General features: G+C 77.2%; 14 protein-coding genes. 13 read left to right on the top strand and 1 reads right to left on the bottom strand.

The genetic code is table 11. The annotated features are described in order from the left end of the window. Nucleotides 1–3 precede the first annotated feature (3 nt). Nucleotides 4–645 (bottom strand): TIGR03085 family metal-binding protein, encoded by a 642-nt coding sequence (locus tag BLQ97_RS16855; protein WP_091367169.1) that lies wholly within the window; start codon nucleotides 643–645, stop codon nucleotides 4–6. A 118-nt stretch (nucleotides 646–763) separates the two neighbouring features. Here BLQ97_RS16855 and BLQ97_RS16850 point away from each other — a divergent pair, with 118 nt between their 5' ends. The 13 genes from BLQ97_RS16850 to lgt all read left to right on the top strand — a co-directional run bounded on the left by BLQ97_RS16850 (nucleotide 764) and on the right by lgt (nucleotide 14,342). Continuing rightward, a complete protein-coding gene (locus BLQ97_RS16850; protein ID WP_091367168.1) occupies nucleotides 764–2,539 on the top strand; it encodes an ABC transporter ATP-binding protein in 1,776 nt (591 codons plus the stop codon). Further along, a complete protein-coding gene (locus tag BLQ97_RS16845) occupies nucleotides 2,536–4,371 on the top strand; it encodes an ABC transporter ATP-binding protein (protein ID WP_245692323.1) in 1,836 nt (611 codons plus the stop codon). The genes BLQ97_RS16850 and BLQ97_RS16845 overlap by 4 nt, the downstream gene beginning before the upstream one ends. Before the next feature lie 26 nt (nucleotides 4,372–4,397). Further along, nucleotides 4,398–4,814, top strand: coding sequence for a hypothetical protein (locus tag BLQ97_RS16840; RefSeq protein WP_091367167.1), 417 nt, complete (start codon nucleotides 4,398–4,400; stop codon nucleotides 4,812–4,814). Nucleotides 4,815–4,831: 17 nt separating this feature from the next. Next, nucleotides 4,832–5,359, top strand: coding sequence for a hypothetical protein (locus tag BLQ97_RS16835; RefSeq protein WP_139173713.1), 528 nt, complete (start codon nucleotides 4,832–4,834; stop codon nucleotides 5,357–5,359). Nucleotides 5,360–5,369: 10 nt separating this feature from the next. Continuing rightward, the gene (locus BLQ97_RS16830; RefSeq protein WP_091367369.1) at nucleotides 5,370–7,022 is read left to right on the top strand and encodes an FAD-binding dehydrogenase; all 1,653 of its coding nucleotides are present in this window, start codon (nucleotides 5,370–5,372) and stop codon (nucleotides 7,020–7,022) included. Further along, nucleotides 7,019–7,681, top strand: a complete 663-nt coding sequence (locus tag BLQ97_RS16825) for a hypothetical protein (RefSeq protein WP_091367165.1) — start codon at nucleotides 7,019–7,021, stop codon at nucleotides 7,679–7,681. Before BLQ97_RS16830 ends, BLQ97_RS16825 begins: the two co-directional genes overlap by 4 nt. Nucleotides 7,682–7,733: 52 nt before the next feature. Beyond that, complete coding sequence (gene hisI / locus BLQ97_RS16820; RefSeq protein ID WP_091367164.1) at nucleotides 7,734–8,123, top strand: phosphoribosyl-AMP cyclohydrolase; 390 nt, start codon at nucleotides 7,734–7,736, stop codon at nucleotides 8,121–8,123. After that, nucleotides 8,110–9,633 carry an anthranilate synthase component I gene (locus BLQ97_RS16815; RefSeq protein WP_091367163.1) on the top strand — a complete coding sequence of 508 codons (1,524 nt, stop codon included), beginning with the start codon at nucleotides 8,110–8,112 and terminating at the stop codon, nucleotides 9,631–9,633. The genes hisI and BLQ97_RS16815 overlap by 14 nt, the downstream gene beginning before the upstream one ends. Beyond that, a complete protein-coding gene (locus tag BLQ97_RS16810; RefSeq protein ID WP_091367162.1) occupies nucleotides 9,630–10,295 on the top strand; it encodes a Trp biosynthesis-associated membrane protein in 666 nt (221 codons plus the stop codon). The genes BLQ97_RS16815 and BLQ97_RS16810 overlap by 4 nt, the downstream gene beginning before the upstream one ends. 59 nt (nucleotides 10,296–10,354) lie before the next feature. After that, nucleotides 10,355–11,164, top strand: a complete 810-nt coding sequence (gene trpC, locus BLQ97_RS16805; protein ID WP_091367161.1) for an indole-3-glycerol phosphate synthase TrpC — start codon at nucleotides 10,355–10,357, stop codon at nucleotides 11,162–11,164. 72 nt (nucleotides 11,165–11,236) lie between these two features. Further along, nucleotides 11,237–12,586 carry a tryptophan synthase subunit beta gene (gene trpB, locus BLQ97_RS16800; protein ID WP_091367160.1) on the top strand — a complete coding sequence of 450 codons (1,350 nt, stop codon included), beginning with the start codon at nucleotides 11,237–11,239 and terminating at the stop codon, nucleotides 12,584–12,586. After that, complete coding sequence (trpA, locus tag BLQ97_RS16795; RefSeq protein WP_091367159.1) at nucleotides 12,583–13,383, top strand: tryptophan synthase subunit alpha; 801 nt, start codon at nucleotides 12,583–12,585, stop codon at nucleotides 13,381–13,383. Before trpB ends, trpA begins: the two co-directional genes overlap by 4 nt. Then, nucleotides 13,380–14,342, top strand: a complete 963-nt coding sequence (gene lgt, locus BLQ97_RS16790; protein ID WP_091367158.1) for a prolipoprotein diacylglyceryl transferase — start codon at nucleotides 13,380–13,382, stop codon at nucleotides 14,340–14,342. Before trpA ends, lgt begins: the two co-directional genes overlap by 4 nt. Nucleotides 14,343–14,479: the final 137 nt, after the last annotated feature.

The following is a 14,479-nucleotide window of genomic DNA, read 5'->3' as shown; positions in this document are numbered from 1 at the left end:
AGCTCACTCCGCCGGGGCGCCGCCCCGCACGGCCACCCGGGCGACGTCGGTCCGGCCGCTGGTCCACAGCAGCACCTCCAGCGGCTCGCCCTCCACCGTGGTCGGCGAGGACCCCGCGCGGATCCGCCTGCCCGGACCGGGGACGTCGCTGCGCTGCAGCACCAGCCCGCCGGGGTGGCGCGGGGCCGCGGTGCGGGCGAACAGCTGTGCGGCGCCCCAGAGCGTGTCGGCGTCGGCCAGCGGCAGCGCGCGGGGCTCCCAGCCGGGCTGCGCGCGGCGGGCGTCCTCGTGGTGGACGGCGAACTCGACGCCGTTGACGACGTCGCCCAGGCCCGGCCAGCCCGTGGGCAGCCACCGCGGCGGACCGGACCGCACCCGGGCCACCAGCTCGGGGTAGGGCGTCGAGGCGCGCAGCCGGTCCTCCAGCCGGGTGGCGTGGGCGTGCAGCGCGCCCCCGACCGGCATCTTCTCCAGCGCGTAGCCGGGCCCGGCGTCCGGCCGCCGGTCGCGGGTGACCAGGTGCGCGGCCAGGTGTGCCGTCGTCCACCCCTCGCAGCAGGTGGGCGCGTCCGGGCCGAGCGCGTCGAGGAGGTCGGCGAGGGCCGCCCGCTCGCGCGCGGCGAGGGAGCGGGAAGAGGTCGTCACCGCGGCGGGTTACCGACCGTGCCCGCCGTCGAAACCGCGCGCCCCCTCGCGCCGAGGTGGTTAGCCTGGCTGACGACGTGCGGAGCGCCGCCGTCGCCGCACCACCCCGAGGAGACCCGTGCCCCGCGCCCGAGACGCCGTCGTCCGGCGCGGACTGCGCCACGTCGGCCTGGCCGTCCGCGAGCAGCGGGGGATGTTCACCCTGGCGGTGCTGGCCAGCAGTCTCTACGCGGGCATGACCGTGCTGTCGGCCTTCGTCATCGGCGGCATCACCGACCGCGTCGTCCTCCCGGCCTTCGCCGACGGCGAGACCACCGCCGGCGCGCTCACCCTCGCCGTCACGGTCCTGCTCGGCGTCGCCGTCCTCAAGATCCTCGGCATCCTCGGCCGCCGGCTGTTCGCCGGGATCATGGCCTACCGGCTGCAGGCCGACTACCGCCGGCGGGTCACCGGGCAGTACCTGCGGCTGCCGCTGGCCTGGCACCAGCGCCACCCGACCGGCCAGCTGCTGAGCAACGCCAACTCCGACGTCGAGTCCGCCTGGTACTTCGTCTCCCCGCTGCCCTTCGCCTGCGGCACCCTGGTGATGATCGCGATCACCGTCGTCGCGCTGGTCCTCACCGACCCGCTGCTGGCGGTCGTCGGCCTGGTCGTCTTCCCGCTGGTCTTCGTCCTCAACGCCGTCTACTCGCAGGTGATGAGCCCGCGCATGCAGCGTGCCCAGCAGCTGCGCGCCGAGGTCAGCGAGATCGCGCACGAGAGCTTCGACGCCGGCCTGGTGGTCAAGACCCTCGGCCGCGAGGACGTCGAGAGCGCCCGGTTCACCGAGCGCGCGGAGGAGCTGCGCGACGGGCTGGTCGCCGTCGGCCGGGTGCGCGGCCTGTTCGACCCGATGATGGAGGCGCTGCCCAACCTCGGCACGCTCGCCGTGCTGCTGGTCGGTGCCGGGCGGGTCGCCTCGGGCGCCACCGACGCCGGCGACCTGGTCAGCGTCGCCTACCTGTTCACCCTGCTGGCGCTGCCCATCCGCGCCATCGGCTGGGTGCTCGCCGACCTGCCGCGGGCGCTGGCCGGCTTCGACCGGGTCACGCCGGTGCTCGACGCCACCGGCGAGACGCCGCACGGCCCGGAGACCGCGGCCGGCGGCACGGGGGGCGCGGGACTGGGCCTGCGCGCGGTCGACCACGTCTTCGACGGCACCGACCGGCCGGTGCTCTCCGGGGTCACCTTCGACGTCGCGGCCGGGTCCACGGTCGCCGTCGTCGGGCCCACCGGCTCGGGCAAGTCCACCCTCGCCGGGCTGCTGGTGCGCCTGGTCGACCCGGCGAGCGGCGCGGTGCTGCTCGACGGCGTCGACGTGCGCCGGCTGCGCGAGGGCGAGGTCAGCGCGCAGGCCGCCTTCGTGCCGCAGGGCACCTTCCTCTTCGACGACACCGTGCGCGGCAACGTCACCCTGGGCGCCGACCTCCCCGACGAGGAGGTCCGCGAGGCGCTGCGGGTGGCCGCCGCCGACGAGTTCGTCGACCGGCTGCCCGAGGGCCTCGACACCCGTGTCGGCGAGCGCGGCGCCACCCTCTCCGGCGGGCAGCGGCAGCGGCTGGCGCTGGCGCGCGCGGTCGTCCGCCGGCCCCGGCTGCTGGTCCTCGACGACGCCACCAGCGCCGTCGACCCCGCGGTGGAGGCCCGGATCCTCGACGCCCTCCGCTCGGCCGACCGGCCCTCGACGGTGGTCGTCGTCGCCTACCGGCAGGCCACCATCGCGCTGGCCGACGAGGTGGTCTGGCTGGAGGAGGGCCGGGTCACCGCCCGCGGCACCCACGACGAGCTGCTGGCCACCGTCCCCGGCTACGCCGCGCTGGTCCGCGCCTACGCCCAGGCGGAGGTCGCGGCGTGAGCGCCGCCGCCACCGCCGTCACCGCCGCCGCGCCGCGGCAGGGCGCGCTGGCCACGCTGCGCCGCGGGCTGCGCACCATGCCCGAGTTCCGCCGCGGCCTGCCCGCCACCTTCGCCCTCGCGCTGGTGGCCACCGCCGGGCGGGTGGTCGTGCCGATCGCCGTCCAGCAGGTCATCGACCGCGGCCTGCTCGCCCCCGGCGGCCCCGACCTCGGCCTGGTCCGCACGCTGGTGCTGGTCTGCGCGGTCGTCGTGCTGGTCACCGGCGTGGCCGTGTACCGGATGAACGTGCGGCTGTTCCGCACCACCGAGACCGCGCTCGCCGGCCTGCGCTCGCGCGCCTTCCGGCACGTGCACGACCTGTCGGTGCTGCACCAGCAGGGCGAGCGCCGCGGCTCGCTGGTCTCCCGCGTGACCAGCGACGTCGACCAGCTGTCCACCTTCATGCAGTGGGGCGGCGTCATCGGCGTGGTGAGCCTCGGTCAGCTGGTCGTGGCCACCGTGGTCATGTCGGTCTACTCCTGGCAGCTCACCCTGCTGGTGATCGCCTGCTTCGTGCCGCTGGCCGTCGCCGTCCGGTGGTTCGCCCGCCGGCTGCAGGTGGCCTACGGCATCGTGCGCGAGCGGGTCGGGGACGTCCTCGCCGCGGTGTCGGAGTCCGTCGTCGGGGCCTCCACGGTGCGCGCCTACGGCATCCGCGAGCGGACGGCGGCCCGCCTCGACCGCGCCATCGGCCGGCACTACCGCGCCCAGGTCGACGCGCAGAAGGTCACCGCCGCGGTGTTCGTCAGCGGCGAGCTCGTCGCCGCGCTCGCCAACGCCGCGGTCGTCGTCGTCGGCGTGCTGCTGGGGCTCGCCGGCGAGGTGAGCGCGGGCACCCTCGTCGCCTTCCTGTTCCTCGTCACGCTCTTCGTCGCGCCGGTGCAGACCGCCACCGAGGTGCTCAACGAGGGGCAGAACGCCGTCGCCGGCTTCCGCCGCGTCCTCGACGTCCTCGACACCGAGCCCGACGTCCGCGACCCCGCCGCCACCGGCGCCGCCCGGGAGCTGCCGCCAGGCCCCCTCGGCGTGCGGCTCGAGCACGTCACGTTCCGCTACGCGCCCGGCGCCCGCGCCGCCCTCGACGACGTCGACCTGGCCCTCGCCCCGGAGCGCAGCTACGCCGTCGTCGGGGAGACCGGCTCGGGCAAGACCACCTTCGCCAAGCTGGTCACCCGGCTCATGGACCCCACCGGGGGGCGGGTGCTGCTCGGGTCGGACCGGGCCGGCTGGGTGCCGCTGACCGAGGTCGCGTTCGCCTCGCTGCGCCACCGGGTCGGGATGGTGCCGCAGGACGGTTTCCTCTTCGACGCCACCGTCGCCGACAACGTCCGCTACGGCCGGCCCGACCTCACCGACGAGCAGGTCGCCGCGGCGTTCGAGGAGCTGGGCCTGGGCGACTGGGTGCGCGGCCTGGCCGACGGCGTCGCCACCTCGGTCGGCCAGCGCGGCGAGTCGATGTCGGCCGGCGAGCGGCAGCTGGTCGCCATCGCCCGCGCGCACGTGGCGGCACCGGACCTGCTCGTGCTCGACGAGGCCACCAGCGCCGTCGACCCGGCCACCGAGCGGCGGCTCACCCACGCCCTCGAGCGGCTCACCGAGGGCCGCACGACGCTGACCATCGCGCACCGGCTCTCGACCGCCGAGCGCGCCGACGAGGTGCTCGTCGTCGACGCCGGCCGGGTGGTGCAGCGCGGCACGCACGGCGAGCTGGTCGACGTCGTCGGCCCGTACGCCCGGCTGCACGCCTCCTGGCGCCGCTCCTCGGCCGGCACGCCCGACCGGGTCGGCTGACGCTGCGTCGCCCTAGGCTGCCGGTCGTGACGACGTCCGCCCGGCTGCCCTCCGGGATGCCCGTCCTCGTGCTCGCCGCCCTGGTCGTCGCGGGCATCGGGGTGCTGCCGCTCACCCTCGTCGGGGCCACCGCCGTGCTGCTCGGCAACGACAGCGGCGGCGGCCGCGACTGGTGGACGCTGCTGCTGCTGGCGCCGCCGGTGCTCGAGCTGCTCGGCATCGTCTGGCTGCTCACCCGCCGCGGCCGCTGGCCCCTGGTGCTGGCCGCCGCCGCGTCCCTCGCGGTGACCGGGCTGGTGCTCGGCATGGCCGCCCGGGTCGGCCAGTCGGTCGGCGTCTGGCCGTTCCTGCTCGTGGTCTGCCCGCTGGCCGCCGCGGTCCTGGCGATGACGCCGGCCGGCGGGGAGTGGGTGGCGGCCCGCCGGCGCGGCGCCGCGGACTGAGCCCCGCGCCGCCCGCCGTGCCCCCGCCACCCCGCCGGACCACCACCCGCCGCTCCCCGCGGGCCGCCGCCGCGCCGCCGGGAGCGGTCCGTCGCGGCGCCCCGCCCGCGCCCCCGGCCGGGCGCCCGCCGGCCGCCCCGTTCGCCTTCGTCTTCGGGCTGCTGGTCGCCGCCGAGGACCTCTACCTCGGCTGGCTGCTGCTGGAACCCGACCCGGGCTGGCACTGGTACGTGTTCGCGTCCGCGGGGCTCGCGCTGCTCGCCGTGGTGGGGGCGGTGCTCGTGCTGCGGGGCCGGGCGCGCGGCTGGCTGGTGCTCGCCGTCGCCGCCGTGCTGCCGGCCCTGCTGCTGCTCGGTGTCGCGGGGCTGTTCGCCGCGCTCGGGGACGGCGGGTCCGTCGGCTGGGCGCTGCTGCTGCTCGCCGGGCCGGTCGGCGCCCTCGTGCTGGCCCTCGGCCGCCCGATCCGGCAGTGGACCCACCCCGCGCGGAGGACACCGCCGCCGGGACGGGCGGGGACGGGCCGGGGCGGCGCCGCGGGCCGCTAGCGTGCCGACCGTGACAGACACAGACGTCGTCGTGGTCGGGTCCGGCCTGGCCGGGCTGGTGGCCACCGCCGAGCTGGCCGACGCCGGCCGGCGGGTGGTGCTGCTCGAGCAGGAGCCCGAGGCGTCCTTCGGCGGGCAGGCGTGGTGGTCCTTCGGCGGCCTGTTCCTCGTCGACTCGCCCGAGCAGCGGCGGCTGCGGGTCCGCGACTCCCTCGAGCTGGCCCGCCAGGACTGGTTCGGCACCGCCGCCTTCGACCGCCCCGAGGACCACTGGCCGCGCCAGTGGGCCGAGGCCTACCTGGACTTCGCCGCCGGCGAGAAGCGCGCCTGGCTGCGCGAGCAGGGCGTCGGCTTCTTCCCGGTCGTCGGCTGGGCCGAGCGCGGCGGCTACACCGCCACCGGGCACGGCAACTCGGTGCCCCGCTTCCACATCGTGTGGGGCACCGGCCCCGGCCTCGTCGAGCCGTTCGCCCGGCGGGTGCGCGCCGCCCTCGACCGCGGCCTGGTCGAGCTGCGCTTCCGGCACCGGGTGACCGAGCTGGTGGTCACCGGCGGCACGGTCACCGGCGTCCGCGGCGGGGTGCTCGAGCCGAGCGACGCCGCCCGCGGAGAGGCCAGCTCGCGCACCGAGGTCGCCCCCTTCGAGCTGTCGGCGCAGGCCGTCGTCGTCACCTCCGGCGGCATCGGCGGCAACCACGACCTGGTCCGCCGCAACTGGCCGGCGCGCCTGGGCCCGGTGCCGCAGCGGCTGCTCTCCGGCGTCCCCGCGCACGTCGACGGGCTGATGCTGGAGGCCACCGAGAAGGCCGGCGCGAACCTCATCAACCGCGACCGCATGTGGCACTACACCGAGGGCATCGCCAACCACTCGCCGGTGTGGGCGCGGCACGGCATCCGCATCCTGCCCGGGCCGTCGTCGCTGTGGCTCGACGCCACCGGCCGGCGGCTGCCGGTGCCGCTGTTCCCCGGCTTCGACACCCTCGGCACGCTCGCCCACATCGGGCAGACCGGCCACGAGCACACCTGGTTCGTGGCGACCAGGAAGATCGTCGAGAAGGAGTTCGCGCTCTCGGGCTCCGAGCAGAACCCCGACCTGACCGGCCGCGACCTCCGGCTGCTGCTCGAGCGGGTCAGGGCCGGGGTGGCCGCGCCCGTGCAGGCCTTCCTCGACCGCGGCGAGGACTTCGTCACGGCCACGACGCTGCCCGAGCTGGTCGCCGGGATGAACCGCGTCACCGGCGGCCGCCCCGGGCTCGACCCGGCCGCCGTCGAGCGGGAGGTGCTCGCCCGCGACCGCGAGGTGGCCAACGAGTTCACCAAGGACCTCCAGCTGACCGCGGTCCGAGGCGCGCGCAGCTACCTCGGGGACAAGCTGATCCGGGTCGCGCCGCCGCACCGCCTGCTCGACCCGGCGGCCGGCCCGCTGGTCGCCGTGCGGCTCAACCTGCTCACCCGCAAGACCCTCGGCGGGCTGGAGACCGACCTCGACGGGCGGGTGCTGCGGCCCGGCGGCGAGGTGTTCCCCGGCCTGTACGCCGCCGGCGAGGTCGCCGGCTTCGGCGGCGGCGGCGTGCACGGCTACCGCTCGCTGGAGGGCACCTTCCTCGGTGGCTGCCTGTTCTCCGGCCGGGTGGCCGGCCGGGCGCTGGCGGCGGCGCTGTGAGCAGCCCCTGGGCCGACCCGTCGGCGCCGGCCGGCTACGCCGGGCCGCCGGTCACCGCGCCACCGGCGTTCGCCCCGCCCGCGGCGTACGCCGCGCCCGGCTGGCCGGCGGGCCCCGGCTGGCCGGGGTATCCGCCCGGCCTCTCGCCGTGGGGCCCGCCGGCGCCGCCGCGGCCGCGGCGACCCGGGCCGGTCACCACCGCCGCCGTGCTCGGCTTCGTCCAGGCCGGCGTCGTGGCGCTGTCGTCGGCCTACGTGCTCCTGCTGGCCAGCACGCTCGGCACGCTGGCCGTCCTGGGCGGGGAGAGCGGCAGCGAGGCCGAGAGCCTGGTCACCGAGGCCACCGTGCTCTGCGTGGTCCAGCTGGTGTCGGCGGCCGCGCTCGTCGTCGGCGGTGTGCTCGCGCTCACCCGCCACGGCCGGGTGCCCCGCGGAACGCTGCTCGCCGCGCTCGGCGCGCAGCTGGCCATCGCCCTGTACTGGGCGGTGCGGCTGCTCACCCTCGACGGCCTCACCGACGGCGTCTCCGGCCCCGGCCCGGTCGCGGTGCTCCTCGTCCTCGTGCTCTTCTACGCCGTCCTGCCGGGCGTGGGCGTGGGCCTGCTGCTCGCCCGGGACGCCCGGCGCTGGTTCGACGGCGCCGGGCCCGCCGCCGGCTGACCGCGCGGGGCCGCCGACCGGGGCGGCCCCGGGCCGGTGGGACGATCGGGGCGTGCCCGCCGCCGACGCCCTCCCCGTCCCCGCCGCCGTCCCCGCGCTCGACCCCGCGGTCGTCGCGCTGCTGCGCCGCGACCCCGCCGGGCTGGTCGCCGCCGTCGTCCAGCAGCACAACACCGGCGAGGTGCTCATGGTCGCGTGGGTGGACGACGAGGCGCTGCGCCGCACCCTGACCACCGGCCGGGCCACCTACTGGTCGCGCAGCCGCCGCGAGTACTGGGTGAAGGGCGAGACCTCCGGCCACCGCCAGTGGGTGCGCGACGTGCGCCTCGACTGCGACGGCGACGCGCTGCTCCTGCTCGTCGACCAGGAGGGCCCGGCCTGCCACACCGGCGAGCGCTCCTGCTTCCACCGGCCCCTGGAGGTCACCCGTGCGGCTCGGTGAGACCAGCCCCGCCCGCGAGGAGTTCACCGCGCCCGACCCGGCCGGCCCGGCCGGCGCCGTGGTGCCCGTCACCCGGCGGCTGCTGGCCGACGGCGAGACCGCGGTCGGCGTCTACCGCAAGCTCGCCGGCAACCGCCCCGGCACGGTGCTGCTGGAGTCCGCCGAGCAGGGCAAGCGGTGGTCGCGCTACAGCTTCGTCGGCGTCCGCTCCGCCGGTGTGCTCACCGAGCGCGACGGCGCCGCCGTCTGGCTCGGCGACCCGCTGCCCGGGCTGACCGACGACCTGCCCGCCGACCCGCTGGCCGCCGTCCGCGCGCTGGCCCGCCGGCTGCGCTCCCCGCGGCGCCCCGACCTGCCCCGGCTCACCGGCGGGCTGGTCGGCTACCTCGGCTACGACGTCGTCCGGCGGCTGGAGCGGCTGCCCTCCACCGCCACCGACGACCTGGGCATGCCCGAGCTCGCGCTCACGCTGGTCACCGACCTCGCCGTCCTCGACCACACCGACGGCACCGTGCTGCTCATCGCCAACGCGCTGCCCGGCGCCGCCGACCCCGGCGCGGCGTGGGACGACGCGGTGGCGCGGCTGGACGCGATGACCGCCGACCTGACCAAGGCCGTGCCTCCGGGCGTGGCCGCGTTCACCCCGGCCGACCCGCCGCCGGTGCGCAGCACGATGGCGCCGGGGGAGTACGAGGCCGGGGTGGAGGCGATCCGCGAGCACATCCGCGCCGGCGACGCCTTCCAGGTGGTGCTCGCCCAGCGCTTCGAGACCGAGACCGACGTCGACGCGCTCGACCTCTACCGGGTGCTGCGGGCGACCAACCCCTCGCCGTACATGTACCTGCTGCGCTTCGCGGGGCGGGAGTCGCCGTTCGACGTCGTCGGCTCCTCGCCCGAGGCACTGGTCACCGTGACCGGCACCGGCGCGGTCGTGCACCCGCCGGCCGGCACCCGCCCGCGCGGCGCCACGGAGGAGGAGGACGTGCGGCTGGCCGAGGGCCTGCTCGCCGACCCCAAGGAGCGCGCCGAGCACGTGATGCTGGTCGACCTCGCGCGCAACGACCTCGGCCGGGTGTGCGTGCCCGGCACGGTCGAGGTGCCCGACTTCATGCGGGTCGAGCTCTACAGCCACGTCATGCACCTGGTGTCGACGGTCGCCGGGCAGGTCGCCCCCGGCCGCGACGCGCTCGACGTCTTCGACGCCACCTTCCCGGCCGGCACCGTCTCCGGCGCCCCCAAGCCGCGGGCCATGCAGATCATCGAGTCGCTCGAGCCCACCCGGCGCGCGCTCTACGCCGGCACCGTCGGCTACGTCGACGCCGGCGGTGACATGGACATGGCCATCGCCATCCGCACCGCCGTGCTGCACCAGGGCCGGGCCTACGTGCAGGCGGGCGCCGGGATCGTCGCCGACAGCGACCCGGCCACCGAGGAGGCCGAGACCCGGCACAAGGCGCGCGCGGTGCTCTCGGCGATCGCGACCGCGGAGGGCATGCGGGAGGTGCGGTGAGCGGACGGCGCGAGCGGGGGACGGCGCTGGCCGGCTGCGCGCTCGCCGGCGCGCTCGCGCTGTCGGCGGCCGGGCAGACCTGGTCGACGGTGACCGTCACCCGCCGCCCGCCGCTGCCCCCGGGCACCGAGGCGCTGACCGGGTCCTCGCTCGCGCCGCTGGTGCCGGCCTCCGGCCTGCTGCTGCTCGCCGCGGCCGTCGCGGTGCTGGCGGTGCGCGGCGCCGGGCGGATCGCCGTCGGGGTGCTCGTGGTGCTGGCCGGCGCGGCGCTGGCCTGGTCGGGACTGCGGGTGCTCACCGGCGGCGCCGACCCGGGCACCGCGGCGCCGGGGGAGGAGCGCACCGCGGAGGTGGCCGCCGCCTGGCCGGTGCTGTGCCTGCTGGCCGCCGCGCTCGCGGTCGCGGCCGGGGTGCTCGTCGTGCTGCGCGGGCGGCGCTGGCCGGGCATGGGCCGCCGCTACGAGCGCGCCGCCGCGCCCCCGCCCGCCCGGCCGCGCACCGACGAGGACCGGGCGCTCGACGCGTGGCGGGCCCTCGACCGCGGCGACGACCCGACCGCCGACCCGGCCGACGACGACCCGGCCGACGACGACCCGGCCGACGACCCGGCCGACGACCCGGCCGACGACCCGGCGGCCGGGCCCCCGCGCCGCCGTCGCTAGGCTGGGTCCACCGTCCGACCGGCACCGGACCGGCCGACCCCCAGCAGCGAGGAGGCGGTGTGACCGTCCTCGACGACATCGTCGCCGGCGTCCGTGAGGACGTCGCGGCGCGCGAGGCGGCCACCCCGCTGGCCGAGGTGAAGGCCGCCGCCCGCGACGCCCGCCCGGCCCGCGACGCCCTGGCGGCCCTGCGCGAGCCCGGCGTCGGCGTCATCGCCGAGGTCAAGCGGCGCAGCCCCAGCAAGGGCGCGCTGGCCGACATCCCCGACCCCGCCGTCCTCGCCGCGCAGTACGCCGCGGGCGGCGCGCGGGTGATCAGCGTGCTCACCGAGCGGCGCCGCTTCGGCGGCTCGCACGCCGACCTGGCCGCCGTCCGCGCCGCCGTCGACGTGCCCGTGCTGTGCAAGGACTTCGTGGTCAGCAGCTACCAGGTGCACGAGGCCCGCGCGCACGGCGCCGACGTCGTCCTGCTCATCGTCGCGGCCCTGGAGCAGAACGCGCTCACCGGCCTGCTCGAGCGGGTCGAGTCTCTGGGCATGACCGCGCTGGTCGAGGTGCACACCGAGGCCGAGGCCGACCGCGCGCTGTCGGCCGGCGCCGCGGTCATCGGCGTCAACGCCCGCGACCTCACCACGCTGTCGGTCGACCGCTCGACCTTCGAGCGGATCGCGCCGGGCCTGCCCTCGGAGGTGGTCAAGGTCGCCGAGTCCGGTGTCCGCGGCCCGCGTGACCTGCTGGCCTACGCCGCCGCCGGTGCCGACGCCGTCCTCGTCGGCGAGGGGCTGGTCACCGCCGGCGACGCCCGCCAGGCCGTCGCGGACCTGGTGACCGCCGGGTCGCACCCGGCCACCCCGCGCACCACCCGCTAGCCCGGCCTCCCGGCAGGGACCCGCCGCGAGCCTGCGAGGGGAGGGGGGCCGGGAGGTCCTTACGCTGGGGGCATGACGACCAGCGCCGTGCACCCACCCGAGCAGCGACTCGAGTCGGCGCAGCCCGCGTGGCCCGACGCCACCGGCCACTTCGGCGTCTTCGGCGGCCGCTTCGTCCCCGAGGCCCTGGTGGCCGCGCTCGACGACCTCACCGCCGCCTTCGAGGCCATGCGGGTCGACCCGGCCTTCGTCGAGGAGTTCGCCGCGCTGCAGCGCGACTACACCGGCCGCCCGAGCCCGCTCACCGAGGTGCCGCGGTTCGCCGAGCACTGCGGCGGCGCCCGCGTGCTGCTCAAGCGCGAGGACCTCAACCACACCGGCTCACACAAGATCAACAACGTGCTGGGCCAGGCGCTGCTGACGAAGCGCATCGGCAAGCAGCGGGTCATCGCCGAGACCGGCGCCGGGCAGCACGGCGTCGCCACCGCCACCGCCGCGGCGCTCATGGGCCTGTCGTGCACCGTGTACATGGGCGAGGAGGACACCCGCCGCCAGGCGCTCAACGTCGCCCGGATGCGGCTGCTCGGCGCCGAGGTGGTGCCGGTGACCACCGGCTCGCGCACCCTCAAGGACGCGATCAACGAGGCCTTCCGCGACTGGGTCACCAACGTGGAGACGACGAACTACGTCTTCGGCACCGTCGCCGGCCCGCACCCCTTCCCGCTGATGGTGCGGGAGTTCCAGCGGGTCATCGGCGACGAGGCCCGCGCCCAGGTCCTCGAGCGGGAGGGCCGGCTGCCCGACGCCGTCCTGGCCTGCGTGGGCGGCGGGTCCAACGCGATCGGGATCTTCACCGCCTTCGTCCCGGACGAGGGCGTGCGGCTGGTGGGCCTGGAGGCGGCCGGCGACGGCGTCGAGACCGGCCGGCACGCGGCCACGATCACCGGCGGCTCGCCCGGCGTGCTGCACGGCGCCCGCTCCTACCTGCTGCAGGACGACAACGGCCAGACCGTCGAGTCGCACTCGATCAGCGCCGGCCTCGACTACCCGGGCGTCGGCCCCGAGCACTCCCACCTGCACGACACCGGCCGCGCCGAGTACCGGCCGGTCACCGACGCCGAGGCCATGGAGGCCTTCGCGCTGCTGTCGCGCACCGAGGGCATCATCCCGGCGATCGAGTCCGCGCACGCCCTGGCCGGCGCGATGCGGCTCGGGCGGGAGCTGGGACCGGACGCGGTGCTGCTGGTCAACCTCTCCGGCCGCGGGGACAAGGACGTCGAGACCGCCTCCCGCTGGTTCGGCCTCGGCGACCGCAGCGAGGTCGACCCCGGCCCCGGCATGGACACCGACCAGCACGCCACCGAGGGCGCCGTCACCTCCGGCGAGGCGGTCCGCGGCCGGGACGCGGGGAGCCAGGCGTGAGCGCCCTGGAGGACCGCATCGGGGCGGCCCGCGCCGAGGGCCGCGCCGCGCTGGTGGCCTACCTGCCGGTGGGCCACCCGACGGTCGAGGACTCGATCGCCGCGATGACCGCCGCGGTCGAGGGCGGGGCCGACGTCGTGGAGATCGGCGTCCCCTACAGCGACCCCGGGATGGACGGGCCGGTCATCCAGCAGGCCGTCGACGTCGCCGTCCGGGCGGGTGTCGGCATGCGCGACGTGCTGCGCGCGGTCGAGGCGGTGGCCGCGGCCGGCGCCGTCCCGGTGGTGATGAGCTACTGGAACCCGATCGAGCGCTACGGCGTCGAGCGGTTCGCCACCGACCTGGCCGCCGCCGGGGGAGCGGGCGCGATCACGCCCGACCTGATCCCCGACGAGGCCGGGCCGTGGCTGGCCGCCTCCGACGCCGCCGGCCTCGACCGCGTCTTCCTCGTCGCGCCGTCGTCCACCGACGCCCGGCTGGCGGCCACCACCGCGGCCTGCCGCGGGTTCGTCTACGCCGCCTCCACCATGGGCGTGACCGGCACCCGCGCCACCGTCGGCGACGCCGCCGAGCGGCTGGTCGCGCGCACCCGCGCGGTCACCGACAAGCCGGTCTGCGTGGGCCTCGGCGTCTCCGACGGCGACCAGGCCGCCGAGGTGGCCGGCTTCGCCGACGGCGTGATCGTCGGGTCGGCCTACGTGCGCGAGCTGCTCGAGGGCCGCGGCCCCGAGGGCGTGCGCGCGCTGTCGGCGCAGCTCGCCGAGGGCGTCCGCCGCCGCTCGACGGTGGCGCCGTGACCGTCCAGGCGGTGATCCCGAGCCCCACGCAGGGCGTCTGGGAGCTCGGGCCGTTCCCGATCCGCGCCTACGCGCTGTGCATCATCGCCGGCATCGTGGCCGCCTGCTGGATCGCCGAGAGGCGCTGGGTGGCCCGCGGCGGCCGCCCGGGCGAGGTGCTCGACATCGCCGTGTGGGCGGTGCCCTTCGGCATCCTCGGCGGCCGGCTCTACCACGTGATCACCACGCCGCAGCCCTACTTCGGCGAGGACGGCGACCCGCTGCGCGCCTTCGCCATCTGGGAGGGCGGCCTGGGCATCTGGGGCGCGATCGCGCTCGGCGGCGTCGGCGCGTGGATCGCCTGCCGCCGCCGCGGCATCCCGCTGCCGGCCTTCGGCGACGCGATCGCCCCGGGCCTGCTGGTGGCCCAGGCGGTCGGCCGGCTGGGCAACTGGTTCAACAACGAGCTCTACGGCGGCCCGACCGACCTGCCGTGGGCGCTGCGCGTGTACGAGTGGGACGGGCGGGAGGCGGTGCTCGGCGCCGACGGCCAGCCGGTCGTGCTCGGCACGTTCCACCCGACGTTCCTCTACGAGCTGCTGTGGAACCTGGCCGCCGCGGCCGTCGTCGTCTGGGCCGACCGCCGCTTCCGGCTCTCGCACGGGCGTGCCTTCGCCCTGTACGTGGCGCTCTACTGCGCGGGGCGGTTCTGGATCGAGCTGCTGCGCATCGACCCGGCCAACACGATCCTCGGCGTGCGGCTCAACGTGTTCACCGCGGCGGTCGTGGGCCTGCTCGCGGTGGCCTACCTGGTGTGGCAGCGCGGCCGCCCCCGGGAGGTCCTCGACCGCGCCGGGGGTGACGACGACCACTCCGCGGCGACCGACGGGGACGAGGCGGACGGCGCCCCCACCAGCACCGACCCCGGGGTGCCGGACCGGCCGCGTGACCGGTCTCACGACACGCCGGGGACACCCTGACGGGACGCGCCGCCGCGGGGTTCCGGCCGCGGGGACGGGGGGTGTCGGCTGTGTACCCTCCTCTGCAGATCCCCCAGTGATCCTGGGTGGTCCCCGCGTCGGAACCGGGCCAGCGCTGCCCCGCGGACGACGACCCC

The sequence above is a fragment of the Geodermatophilus telluris genome (genome assembly GCF_900102745.1).
Taxonomy (GTDB): Bacteria; Actinomycetota; Actinomycetes; order Mycobacteriales; family Geodermatophilaceae; genus Geodermatophilus; species Geodermatophilus telluris.
The sequence above is the reverse complement of the archived record's forward strand: the minus strand, read 5'-3'. Positions and strand labels throughout refer to the sequence as shown.

Excerpts from the sequence above, each read along its gene's own strand:
- trpB (WP_091367160.1), top strand. The coding sequence starts at position 11,237 with ATGACGACCAGCGCCGTGCACCCACCCGAGCAGCGACTCGAGTCGGCG.